The 11379-nt window shown below is 58.0% G+C and carries 12 protein-coding genes; 9 read left to right on the top strand and 3 right to left on the bottom strand.

From position 1 onward, the window contains the following. From B4F73_RS03905 to B4F73_RS03895, 3 genes are all read left to right on the top strand, one after another. Positions 1 to 1476 (top strand): nitrite/sulfite reductase (locus B4F73_RS03905; RefSeq protein ID WP_290482549.1); only part of this gene is annotated, 1476 nt, incomplete at its 5' end. Beyond that, on the top strand, positions 1463 to 1951 hold the full coding sequence (locus B4F73_RS03900) for a DUF934 domain-containing protein (RefSeq protein WP_290482548.1): 489 nt from the start codon (positions 1463 to 1465) through the stop codon (positions 1949 to 1951). The genes B4F73_RS03905 and B4F73_RS03900, both read left to right, overlap by 14 nt. 5 nt (positions 1952 to 1956) lie before the next feature. Then, positions 1957 to 2700, top strand: a complete 744-nt coding sequence (locus B4F73_RS03895) for a phosphoadenylyl-sulfate reductase (RefSeq protein ID WP_290480517.1) — start codon at positions 1957 to 1959, stop codon at positions 2698 to 2700. Here B4F73_RS03895 and B4F73_RS03890 read toward each other — a convergent pair. Then, a complete protein-coding gene (locus B4F73_RS03890) occupies positions 2697 to 3512 on the bottom strand; it encodes a TrmH family RNA methyltransferase (RefSeq protein WP_290482547.1) in 816 nt (271 codons plus the stop codon). The genes B4F73_RS03895 and B4F73_RS03890 overlap by 4 nt on opposite strands. A 286-nt stretch (positions 3513 to 3798) precedes the next feature. Here B4F73_RS03890 and B4F73_RS03885 point away from each other — a divergent pair, with 286 nt between their 5' ends. Further along, the gene (locus B4F73_RS03885; RefSeq protein ID WP_290482546.1) at positions 3799 to 4392 is read left to right on the top strand and encodes a hypothetical protein; all 594 of its coding nucleotides are present in this window, start codon (positions 3799 to 3801) and stop codon (positions 4390 to 4392) included. On the opposite strand, the gene rpoH is transcribed toward B4F73_RS03885, so the two are convergent. After that, positions 4389 to 5297, bottom strand: a complete 909-nt coding sequence (gene rpoH, locus B4F73_RS03880; RefSeq protein ID WP_206992117.1) for an RNA polymerase sigma factor RpoH — start codon at positions 5295 to 5297, stop codon at positions 4389 to 4391. The genes B4F73_RS03885 and rpoH overlap by 4 nt on opposite strands. 318 nt (positions 5298 to 5615) lie before the next feature. On the opposite strand from rpoH, the gene gntA reads away from it, so the two are divergent. The 5 genes from gntA to B4F73_RS03855 all read left to right on the top strand — a co-directional run bounded on the left by gntA (position 5616) and on the right by B4F73_RS03855 (position 11095). Then, positions 5616 to 6290: a guanitoxin biosynthesis heme-dependent pre-guanitoxin N-hydroxylase GntA gene (gntA, locus tag B4F73_RS03875; RefSeq protein ID WP_034817095.1), complete on the top strand. Its 675-nt coding sequence runs from the start codon at positions 5616 to 5618 to the stop codon at positions 6288 to 6290. Then, positions 6287 to 6880 (top strand): urea carboxylase-associated family protein, encoded by a 594-nt coding sequence (locus B4F73_RS03870; protein ID WP_290482545.1) that lies wholly within the window; start codon positions 6287 to 6289, stop codon positions 6878 to 6880. Before gntA ends, B4F73_RS03870 begins: the two co-directional genes overlap by 4 nt. After that, positions 6880 to 7422, top strand: a complete 543-nt coding sequence (locus tag B4F73_RS03865) for a DUF421 domain-containing protein (RefSeq protein WP_206992119.1) — start codon at positions 6880 to 6882, stop codon at positions 7420 to 7422. The genes B4F73_RS03870 and B4F73_RS03865 overlap by 1 nt, the downstream gene beginning before the upstream one ends. A 133-nt stretch (positions 7423 to 7555) precedes the next feature. Beyond that, complete coding sequence (locus B4F73_RS03860; RefSeq protein WP_290480511.1) at positions 7556 to 9277, top strand: EAL domain-containing protein; 1722 nt, start codon at positions 7556 to 7558, stop codon at positions 9275 to 9277. A gap of 675 nt (positions 9278 to 9952) precedes the next feature. Then, entirely contained in the window at positions 9953 to 11095 is a 1143-nt protein-coding gene (locus tag B4F73_RS03855; protein WP_290482544.1) for an acyltransferase family protein, read from the top strand. On the opposite strand, the gene zapE is transcribed toward B4F73_RS03855, so the two are convergent. Beyond that, positions 11049 to 11379: AFG1/ZapE family ATPase (gene zapE, locus B4F73_RS03850; protein WP_290482543.1), on the bottom strand; the 331-nt coding region annotated here is incomplete at its 5' end. The genes B4F73_RS03855 and zapE overlap by 47 nt on opposite strands.

Here is an 11379-nt window from a genome sequence, read left to right as displayed (position 1 = left end):
CAGCTGAATGGCCGTCAGCTGCGCCAACTGGCCATCGTCGCGCGCGACTATGACCGGAATTACGGCCATTTCACCACGCGCCAGAACATACAGTTCAACTGGGTCGCGTTAAAAGACATCCCGGACGTGCTGGCCAAGCTGGCCGAGGTCGAGATGCATGCCATCCAGACCTCCGGTAACTGTATCCGCAACGTGACATCCGATCATTATGCCGGTGCGACGAAAGACGAATTGATGGATCCGCGCCCCTGGTGCGAGATCATCCGCCAGTGGAGCACGTTCCATCCGGAGTTCGCCTTCCTGCCGCGCAAGTTCAAGATTGCCGTCACGGCGGCCGAGCATGATCGCGCTGCAATCCGCGTGCACGATATCGGCCTGCATATCCGCAAGCGCGGCGACGTGGTCGGGTTTGAAGTCCATGTCGGCGGCGGGCAGGGGCGCACGCCGCACCTCGCGACCCTGGTCAACGAGTTCGTGCCGGAAGCCGAATTGCTCGACTATCTCGAAGCCATCATGCGCGTCTACAACCGCTTCGGCCGCCGGGACAACAAATACAAAGCCCGCATCAAGATCCTTGTCAGCGAACTGGGCGAAGCCGAGTTCCGCCGCCTCGTGGAAGAGGAATATGCCGCCCAACGCGACAATGAGAAAATCGACCTGCCACAGGCCGAGATCGACCGTATCCATGCCTATTTTGCGCCGCCGGAACTGGCCGCGAAGCCAGACACGTCTTCGGCATTCGAGGCCCTGAAGGCCGATGATGCAGAGTTTGCGCGCTGGGCGCGGATCAACCTCCATCCGCACAAGACCCCTGGCTACACGTCGGTCACGGTCAGCCTGAAGCCGATTGGCGGTCTCGCCGGAGACGCCACCGACGCTCAGATGATGACCGTAGCGCATCTGGCCGAGACGTATGCTTATGACGATATCCGCGTCAGCCACGCCCAGAATCTCGTCCTGCCACATGTTGCGCTGGATGACCTGCCGGATGTGTATCGCGAGTTGAAGGCTGCCGGGCTGCATACCGCAAACGAAAGCCTGATCACCGACATGATCGTGTGCCCAGGTCTCGATTACTGCAACCTTGCCAATGCCCGTTCCATTCCAGTCGGGCAGGCGGTTCAGGAAGTGTTCGCCGATCCAGACTATCAGGAAGATATCGGCCGCCTGCACATCAATATTTCCGGCTGTATCAATGCCTGTGGCCACCACCATGTCGGCCATATCGGTATTCTCGGCGTCGACAAGAAGGGTGAGGAATTCTATCAGATCACCTTCGGTGGCCGCGCTGATGAGAAGGCCGCGATCGGTGATATTGCCGGCCCCGGCCTGAAGGCTGATGACGTGCCCGGCGCCCTCAAACGCGTCGTCGACACCTATCGCGAGCTGCGCGCCGACAAGGGCGAGTTGTTCATCGAGACGCTGGCCCGCCTCGGCCATGACCCCTTCAAGGAGGCGCTTTATGCCGCTGGTTAAGAACGGCACAGAGATCGACAATATCTGGGCCTATGTCCCGGATGAAGGTGAGCTGTCTCCTGGTGGATGTATTACAGTTTCGCTCGGACGATTTCGCAGCGAGCGAGACATTCTTCTGGCCCGCAACACCGATATTGGTGTGCGGCTGGAACCGGGCGACGACCCGCACGAACTGGAGGAATATCTCGACCGGTTGCAACTGATCGAGATCAGTTTCCCTAAATATACTGACGGTCGTGGATACTCCCAGGCCCAGCTTTTGCGCCGTCGCTTCGGCTATACCGGAGAGCTTCGCGCTGTGGGTCACGTCCTGCGGGATCAGATATTCTATATGAACCGTTCAGGCTTTGACGCTTACGAGACCGCCCGTGCTGACCTACATGAAGTGGTGAACGCACTGGAAGAGTATTCCGACGTCTACCAGCCCGCAGCGGGTGATCGGACGCCGGTGTACCGCAAGAGACACGAAAGCTGATCCTTATGCCTTATGGCGACAGTCTTGCCCGCAAGTCCGAAGCTGCGGATGTCCGCCTCGCTCGCCTGAATGGTGAGTTGCGCGACGCCTCCGCTCAGACGGTGCTGCGCGTCGCCATGGTTCGCGAATGGGCCAACAGCCTGACCTACGTATCCAGTTTCGGCGCCGAGAGTGTCGCTATGCTGGCCCTGATCGCGGACGTGAAGCCTGACCTGCCCATCGTGTTTCTCGAAACCGGTATGCATTTCCCGCAGACGCTGGACTACAAGGACGAGCTGATCGAAAAGCTCGGCCTGACCGGTGTGCGCGAAATTCCGCCGAGTGAGACCGAGCGCAAGGTGCTCGATCCGAAGAACAATCTCTGGAAAACCGATCCGGACGCCTGTTGCGCACTGCGCAAGGTGCGCCCGCTGGAGCCGGCTCTGGAGGGCTTTGATGCCTGGATCACCGGTCGCAAACGCTTTCATGGTGGGGCCCGGATGAGCCTGCCGGTCTTCGAGTTTGCGAACGGACGCTACAAGGTGAACCCGCTGGCCAACTGGACTCCGGACGATGTGGAACTGTTGATCAAGCAGCGCAATCTGCCGCGCCATCCGCTGGTTGCTCAGGGCTATCCGTCCATCGGCTGCTGGCCGTGCACGAAGCCGTCCGACAATCCGGACGATCCCCGCGCGGGTCGCTGGGCCGGACAGGAGAAGTCCGAATGCGGCCTCCACATCGACAAGACGGAACGCCCGCGCGTCTTCTAGGCCTTCGCCCCGAATATGTGAGCCATGGCGATCGCTCCGGCGGTCGCCACGTTCACACTGTCAAAGCCTTCCGACATTGGGATGCGCACGGGCGTACAAGCCGCGATCAACTCGTCCGGCAGCCCCGGTCCTTCGGCACCGAGCAGGATGGCGAGTCGGTCCGGCACAACCATTTCGGTGATCGGCGGGGCTTCTGCACGCGGCGTCATCGCCCAGACCTCATAGTCCGCCGCCTTGGCCGCGTTCACCATGTCCAGGCCCGTCCCGCCATGGGCATAGGGCAGCCATAGGCTGCTGCCGGAGGAGACGCGGATGGCCTTGCGATAGAGCGGGTCACAGCATTGACCATCCATCAGCACCGCATCTGCGCCAAAGGCAGCGGCATTGCGAAAGCACGCGCCGACATTGTCGTGATTGGACAGGTCTGACATCAGGAGCAGGGTAGAGGGACCGGCCTCTATGGCGGCGAGAAACGCGGCCGGTTCGGCGATGTCGCCTTTCAGCCCACAGGCAAGCACGCCGCGATGCATCGGAAACCCTGCGACCGCATCCATCACCGACTGGGGCGCGACATAGACCGGCACGTTCTCCGGCACGAGGGCCATCAATTCGGCCAGCGGTGCGGCCCGGTTCTCTGCAAGGAACACACTTTCCAGCGCAAAACGTCCCCGACGCAGCGCTGTCTCCAGCGCTACTTTGCCCTCGACGATGAAGCGCGCGCCATGACCTGAAGTCAGGTCCTTCTCGCGAATGGATGTGTAAGCCTCCAGCCTCGCATCTGTCGCGCTATCAACTTCTATCGCAAAACCCATCTCAATTTCTCTATGCTGAGGCGCAAGACGTCGTCCAACTGGCGGGGCGTCCATGACGTGGAACGAATCCGGCTCGGCCGACTACGAGCATACTTCACCCATACGGACAAATCGACGTCCGGCACAGACGATCCAGGCCGAACATTCTCCTGCAGGGGATCCCTCCGCACTTCAGTTCAAATAATTCTCCCAATAGGAGAAAAATTCTACTGTTTGGTATTGTTATCGCAATCATAAATAGATAGAGGGAGATTGCGAAGGATTTGCAGGCGGGCCGGGGGGACGCATGAATATCATGATGAAAACCATTGTGGTGCTTTGGCACCATAGGCTCATCCTTGTATTGTTGCTGGTCGCGTTTTGCGTGGTCGCGATCTCTGCAGGAAACCGCATGCACCGCAAGGCGATGTTGGAACACGTTACGGACAAACAGTTTCAGTTAAATTTGGAAATGACCCGCTATAGCGGGGCAGAGGCACCACCAATTCTCCTCAGCTCGCTGAGCGAAGATGATATAGGACTTGTCCATAGACTGCGGGAATCGCACGAGCTGATACATGTGGGGTTTCCCGAGTGTCGCCGCGCTCCAGCCAGATCAATTGTTGGCCCTCAGCCTGATCCCTTGATCTGTGAAGTCCAGATTCCTCCAAGAAAGCCGTCAGACATAATTTGCGAGTCTGAAATCGGTTCGCATCCCTATGTGGCTGCGGGCAGGTTCATCCGCGGAGCCTATTCGGCATGTCTGATGACACTTTGGTCAAGAGAACAGGGAGAATGGTCGCTGAATTCTGCCGCGGTGGGTCCAATGAAAAACGGCCCACTGTTAAGCGGGCCGTCTGAGCTGGATGAAGATGCGTATTCGAACCTGACCGGTCACTAAGCCGGGTTGGGGGCCATGTTCGGCAGGCCCTGATCCTTGGCCATACGTTTCATGGCTTTCTGGAGCTTTTCGAACGCGCGCACTTCGATCTGGCGAATACGCTCACGCGAAACACTGTAAACCTCGGACAGTTCTTCCAGTGTTTTCGGCTCTTCCGACAGGCGGCGCTCGGTCAGGATGTGGCGTTCGCGCTCGTTCAGGTCTTCCATGGCAGCGGTCAGCAATTCCATCCGCGCATTGAATTCCTGCTTGTCAGCAAACTCTTCGGCCTGGCCTTGATCATCGTCGGCCAGCCAGTCCTGCCACTCCATGTCGCCATCGGTGCCCATTGGCACGTTCAGCGAAGCATCCGAGCCGGACATACGCCCGTTCATCGAATACACTTCAGCTTCTGTCACATTCAGCTTTTCGGCGATCAACTGGGCCTGTTCAGGACGAAGGTCACCTTCGTCCAGAGCCTTCATTTCGCCTTTCAGGCGGCGAAGGTTGAAGAACAGCTTCTTCTGCGCGGCCGTGGTGCCGAGTTTCACGAGGCTCCAGCTGCGCAGGATGTATTCCTGAATGGCGGCACGAATCCACCACATGGCATAGGTTGCCAGTCGGAAACCCTTGTCCGGGTCGAATTTCTTCACGGCCTGCATAAGACCGACATTGCCCTCGGAGATCACTTCGGCCATCGGCAGGCCATAGCCACGATAGCCCATTGCGATCTTCGCAACGAGACGCAGGTGGGATGTCACCATCTTCTCGGCAGACTGGGTATCTTCCTGTTCGCGCCATTTCCGCGCGAGCATGAATTCCTCATTCTTCTCGAGCATGGGGAACTTACGAATTTCGGTGAGATAACGGCTCAGGCCCTGCTCCGGGCTGAGTGCCACACTCGCACTGGCGGTTTTGTTCGCCATATCTAATCTCCTCCTTTGCAGACCAACCCCGCATTGCGGCGATCGTTCCGGCAATCAGATCTTCTTCCTGACGTTTAGCCCCGCATGGCGGCGGCGTCGCCCCGTATAAACCGCATGAATGTCATCGCGGTTTAACATAAATAAGCATTCGGCCCCTGCTTTTGAAGGGGGTTCAAGCGTCTGATTTCACGCTCACGAGAAAGTATATCTTGTGGCGGCAAAGTGATCCAGAAGGCCGCCACACCTTGCTGTCAGAAGTTGCGGAACCGGTTTGAAGGTTGCGGGGTTGATTGCCCAGATATGACAGGACACAACCAAATGGGCAGCACCACTCTCACCCGCACGGACGCCTTCCGGCAATTCGTGCAATCAGATTCCTTTCCCTGTATTGGGGCAAAATCGGCAATGGTTCGCGATCAGCTGGTCATTGCGGAATTCGGCGACATAGATTCCGCTGCAGGTGACATCAATCTCAGGCGCGCACTGGAAGAGTTTATCGAGGAGCTCGATTTCAGCTCCCCTGTGGTTCAGTCCTTCGTCGCCATCTTCACGGGGCCGACCGAGCTGTCAGAGACTGAATTCGAGCGTGCGCTCTGGAACCGGCTTCAATCCTTGCACAATCTCGATGTGGTCGAGGGCAGGGGGTGGGCCGAGAGCGCGGAGCGTGATCCGGAATCGGCACATTTCTCGATGGGCTTGCTGGGCGAGGCCTTCTTCGTCATCGGCCTGCACCCGAACGCATCCCGACCAGCCCGTCGTTTCGAGTTTCCTGCGCTCGTCTTCAATTCGCATGAGCAATTCGAACGCCTGCGCCAGGATGGCCGGTTCGAGAAAATGAAGCAGATCATTCGAGAGCGCGACAAGGCGCTTGCCGGTTCGGTTAATCCGATGCTGGCAGATTTCGGCCGGGGGTCTGAAGCCGCGCAATATTCAGGCCGCGAAGTCGGTCCTGAGTGGAAATGTCCGTTCACCCCGCAGGAGCCTGCGAAATGAGTCACCGTATCCCCCCGAAATCCGGCACGGCCTTCATCCTGCGCAAGGGCGAACGCCTGACTGTGACAGATCCCGAAGGCGAACAAGTCAGCGACATGGTCGCCTACAATCTGGACGACCGGAAGGAAATGATTTCATCCGGGCGTTCCCTCGATTATGCCGGGCGCATGTTCCTGACCACGGGAGACATGCTCTACTCCAATCGCAGCCGTGACATGTTGAAAATTGTCGAGGATGAGGTCGGCCGTCATGATTTCACGCTGACGCCCTGCTCGAAGGATACGTTCCGCAAGCTGTACAATGAGGCTGATCCCCAAGGTGGTTGTCAGGAAAACCTCGAAGCAGCCCTGGCCGAATACGGCATAGGCCCCGATGATATTCCGATCGCGTTCAACATCTTCATGCATGTCGCGACAGATCCTCAGACGGGCGAGATCAAGGTTTTGCCACCTCTGAGCAAAGCGGGGCAGTCGATTACGTTCGAAGCCTGCATGGACCTTCTGATCGGCATGACCAGCTGCTCCGCAGGAGAGTCCAATAATTTTCGCTACAAGCCGATAGATTATGAGATCGTGCAGGCAGTCGACTGATGGATATTTCAGCAATCTATTACGACGGATGGAAAGATCTTGTCCGTATCGCGCTTGCCGCCCCAGTCATATATTTCACCATCATCGCTTTCATCCGGCTCGCTGGAAAGCGGTCTACGTCTCAGATGAACAATTTTGACTGGGTGGTGACCGTGGCGCTGGGCTCAATCGCTGGAGCGGGTATCACCTCGAATTCCGTCACGGCCGTCGAAGCCTTGTTCGCCATTGCAGTCCTCCTGTTTATTCAATGGGGGCTGACATTCGTTCTGGCGCGCAGCGACTCTGTGGAATGGCTTGTGAAATCCAGTCCACGACTTCTGGTATATCGGGGTCAGTACCTTATGCAGAATATTCGCGATGAGCGTCTGACCAAGTCCGAAGTGCTCGCCGCGTTGCGGGAAAATGGCCTGACACGCGTTGCCGAAGCTGAGTTGGTCGTGCTCGAAACGGATGCGTCATTCAGCGTGGTCGCGCGCAAGAATGCGGATGTATCGCCCGAACATCTTGCCCAATCTGTCGTCGGAGTTCCAGGCCACTCCTGAAGTGTGCGTCACAATAAATTCATGAAAGTCAAAGTCTTGTACGCTGTTGTGGCTATTACTGGTTACAAAGTTTTCAGACTGTGATGATAGCGAGAACCCATAAGGCCTTTTGGGTGGGGCAGATGGGTTTATTATGAGATTTCGCTCCACGTCATGGATGCATTTTGAGCCGCTCTCTCTCGGAGACAGCTTTGATGCGGTATCCGCGTTTTTCGTCAAGAACCCTGAAGCGACACTGTGCCCGGTTGTCGATTTTAACGGCAAGCCGACAGGGTTTGTGTCCCTTCAGGCTTTCCAGCGCCTGATCTCAAATCCTTTCGGCTATGCCCTGAATCAGAAAAAGGGTGTGTCCGGCATAATGGATCGAAACGTGCTGGTGATGGAGCTATCGGAGGATGCCGCGACCGTATTCGGCAGTATCCGGGACAAATCAGACCTCCTAACCAACGGTCTGATCCTTGCGCATGAAGACGGCATCTATGCCGGATGTCTCAACGCGCTTGGTGTGTTTCATGCCCTTACCGAAATTCATGCCAGTATGCTGACTGAACTCAAGGCCGAGATCGAGGAGCGTGAGCGCGCCGAGCGCAAGATCCGCCAGCTTGCCGACACAGACCCATTGACCCGAATCCTGAATCGCCGCGCCTTTGTGCGGGAAATGGAGACTCTGGTGGCACAGGGCCAGCCCTTCATGTGCGCCTTGATCGACCTGGACAGGTTCAAGCCCCTGAATGATCGCTATGGGCATGCGATAGGGGACCATGTCCTGAAGGTTCTCGCCACGCGCCTGTCGGAGATGGAGGGCTGTCAGCATGCTTGTCGCCTTGGCGGAGATGAGTTTGCGTTTATCATTCCATCAGTTGGCGATAACGCACTGGCATTGGCTGCGCTTGTCCAAAGTGCTCTGGTTTCTCCGATAGAAACCGATCTCGGGCTCGTCACGGTCGGCGCCTCCATCGGGGTCGCTGCGTTTCCGGATGACGCGGCTGACAAGGCCAATCTGATGTATGCGGCCGACAAGGCCATGATCCGGATAAAGTCGGAGGGCGGAGGGATTGCGGTATTCGATCGCCGTGAAGACATGGCGGACATGGACGCCGAAGAGTTCGACAAGACCATTATCGGGGCGGTCAAGGACAATTGCTTCCAGCCCGCAGTTCAGCCGATTCTGGATTTGCGCAGTCACTCAATTGCCGGTTATGAAGTGCTTGCGCGCTGGCCGCATAGCGGCCTCAGCCGGCAGCCCTCGCCCAAGCAATTCATGCCGGCAGTGGAGCGCCTTGGCCTGATCGACAGTTTCTTCTGGTCCATGCTGAACCAGGCTTTGCGCTGGTTGCCCGGGGGTACCAGCTTCCTGTCATTCAACGTCTCTCCCTCTCAATTGACGTCTCTGGAATTTGCTGACCATTTCCTGAACGCGCTCCGTCGCCATGGCATAGCGCCTGAACGGATCGAACTCGAAATCACAGAAAACGTCCTTTTCAGGAACATCGATACGAGCAAACACGTGCTTGGCAAGATTGTCGGGGCAGGGGTCTCTCTGGCTCTGGATGACTTTGGCACCGGCTATTCCTCGCTCTCCCTGTTGGAGGAATTGCCCTTCAAGAAGGTCAAGCTCGACAAGAGCCTGCTCGGCAAGAAGAGCGATTCCGGTGTCCTGCCCAAAGTGCTGACTGGCAGTCTGAAGATGTGCCGCGAGATGAATCTGATCAGCTGCGCCGAAGGCGTGGAAACCAGCTGGCAACTCGAACAGCTCGCCGCGCGCAATTGTGATCTCATACAGGGCTACCTCATTGGTCGGGCCGTGCTTTGCCAGGAGATGACCGCGCCCGATATCAATGTGCGGGCGGGCTGAAGCAGCCTTCTTCAGGGCATAATCGCGTCCTTGTCCCGCAAGGAATCCGTTGCGCCTGTTGCCAGTAGGGGTGCCCGCGAGAACGTATCCGCCGCCTCTACGCGCCGGACATATACTTGCGCGGATGGACAGCCTGTTTGCGCCCCCACCGGTATTGAAGCCGCATCTTCAGCCATTCCGTTTCTGGATATGGCTGCAGCTCATCCTTCTGCGCCTGTATGTGCGCCGAACGAGAGGTCGCGGCACGCCGTTCCTCACCATGTGCGATGCGCGAGGGAATGTCTGGATCGCGGCAATCGGGGATATGCCAACAGTCGCGCGGCCTGACCCTTTGGCGTTCACCCTCTCAAAGGCCTGTCAGGTCGCGATGGGCAGCGCATCCGAACACGCGCCTGCGCATGATGCGGGCGACCATCGCGTCGGAACAACGCTATTTCCGATGACTCGCCCGCATGATGCCGAGTTGCGCCTGCCTCCGCCCGATACCTGACCCGGGCGCTTGCAAATTCCTGATCTTGTCCACCGAGCGCCTTCACGGGCGTTGCAGGCGCAGGTCGCTCCGGCGGGCTGGTACACGATTTGCCTGTCACAGGACGAACGGCATTGTCGCGGCTGGTCCTGAATCTGGTCTGGCGGCTCCGAAATCCCGGGTGCCATACCGAAAAGGACACGCGCATGCGTCTTCCTCATCTGACATCACTCCAGGGCGGGCGCGCCATCGCTGCGCTCATGGTCGTCTTCTATCACCTTAATATCTTCATCTTGCCAAAGCGGCTTTATGCGGAAACGGGCGAAGCGCTGCATCCTGTAGCGAATATGGGCTATTCGGGTGTTGAATTCTTCTTCGCCCTGTCTGGATTCCTGATGCTCTACATCCATCGTCGGGATTTTGGTGCCCCTCAAAAGGCCTATAGCTACGCGATCAAACGGGTCTCGCGCATCTATCCGGCCTATTGGCTGGTTCTCATCCCGATGGTCCTGGCCGGTGCCCTGATCCCGGCCGTCGGACTTGGCTATATGCCGGGTCTTGGGCAATTGCTGCCGAACCTCTTCCTTGTGCCAATGGAAGACACTCCGATTCTTCAGGTTTCATGGACCCTGCAACATGAAATGTTGTTTTACGCCATATTCGGCCTCGCTATCCTGCATCGCTGGGTCGGTCTCGGCATCCTCAGCATGTGGTTTACCGCCTGCGCGCTCACCGTATTTGGCCAGGACGTACTGTTCCCGGCGGACTTCCTGTTCTCGCCCTACAATCTGATCTTCCTGTTCGGCGGTCTGGCGGCGGTGTCCTTCCAGCATCTGGGACGGAATGCAGCGCGCGGCCTGTTGGTCGGCGGTCTGCTGGTCTTCCTGATGACGGGGCTCAACGATATCTATCGCCCCGTCGAGATCGGGTTTGGTGTGCGCACGGTCCTGTTCGGTGCCTCTGCCAGCGCGATCATTGCCGCGCTCGCCGCAATGGAAACCGCTGGCCGCCTGAGCATTCCGCGCAGCCTTCGTTTGGTCGGCGACGCGTCCTACATGCTCTATCTTGTGCACATGCCAATGATGACCGCCGGTGTGCCGGTTGCGAAATTCCTGCACCTACCGGAATTCCTGCCGCCTTGGATCATGGCGCTGCTGTTCGTGATCGGGTGCACAATCGCGTCCGTTGTCGCGCACCTATACCTGGAACGCCCTCTGGTTCGCTACATCTCGCGTAAGTTCGGCGCGCCGAAAAACCTGTCTGGCCAACTCAGCCTTGCAGACGCTTTGCGTCAGGCGGCGTCTAGTCGGCTTCCAGTTCAACACGGGCCTCGGACAAATAATCCGTAGACCGCATTTCATGCAGGCGGCTGGCCGTGCGTTCAAACTCGAAACTGCCATCGCCTTCGGGATAAAGGCTCTCCGGTTCGGCGGCTGCGCTTGCCACCAGCTTGATCTTCGCTTCATAGAGCGCGTCGATCAGTGCCACGAAGCGCGCCGCCTCGTTGCGGTTTTCTGGTCCCAGCGTCGGAATGCCTGACAGGATCACCGTGTTGAAATTTGCGGCGATGGCCAGATAGTCCCGCGACCCGAGCGGCCGGGCGCACAATTCCTCGAAGGTGAAGCGCGCCACC

The sequence above is a fragment of the Hyphomonas sp. UBA3601 genome, from assembly GCF_002375605.1.
GTDB lineage: Bacteria > Pseudomonadota > Alphaproteobacteria > Caulobacterales > Hyphomonadaceae > Hyphomonas.
The sequence above is the reverse complement of the archived record's forward strand: the minus strand, read 5'-3'. Positions and strand labels throughout refer to the sequence as shown.

What these genes read in the sequence shown, in the direction of transcription:
- B4F73_RS03865 (WP_206992119.1), top strand. Translation starts at nt 6,880, where the DNA reads ATGGATATTTCAGCAATCTATTACGACGGATGGAAAGATCTTGTCCGT.
- B4F73_RS03870 (WP_290482545.1), top strand. Translation starts at nt 6,287, where the DNA reads ATGAGTCACCGTATCCCCCCGAAATCCGGCACGGCCTTCATCCTGCGC.
- B4F73_RS03855 (WP_290482544.1), top strand. Translation starts at nt 9,953, where the DNA reads ATGCGTCTTCCTCATCTGACATCACTCCAGGGCGGGCGCGCCATCGCT.
- gntA (WP_034817095.1), top strand. Translation starts at nt 5,616, where the DNA reads ATGGGCAGCACCACTCTCACCCGCACGGACGCCTTCCGGCAATTCGTG.
- B4F73_RS03895 (WP_290480517.1), top strand. Translation starts at nt 1,957, where the DNA reads ATGCCTTATGGCGACAGTCTTGCCCGCAAGTCCGAAGCTGCGGATGTC.
- B4F73_RS03885 (WP_290482546.1), top strand. Translation starts at nt 3,799, where the DNA reads ATGAATATCATGATGAAAACCATTGTGGTGCTTTGGCACCATAGGCTC.
- B4F73_RS03890 (WP_290482547.1), bottom strand. Translation starts at nt 3,512, where the DNA reads ATGGGTTTTGCGATAGAAGTTGATAGCGCGACAGATGCGAGGCTGGAG.
- B4F73_RS03860 (WP_290480511.1), top strand. Translation starts at nt 7,556, where the DNA reads ATGAGATTTCGCTCCACGTCATGGATGCATTTTGAGCCGCTCTCTCTC.
- B4F73_RS03900 (WP_290482548.1), top strand. Translation starts at nt 1,463, where the DNA reads ATGCCGCTGGTTAAGAACGGCACAGAGATCGACAATATCTGGGCCTAT.
- rpoH (WP_206992117.1), bottom strand. Translation starts at nt 5,297, where the DNA reads ATGGCGAACAAAACCGCCAGTGCGAGTGTGGCACTCAGCCCGGAGCAG.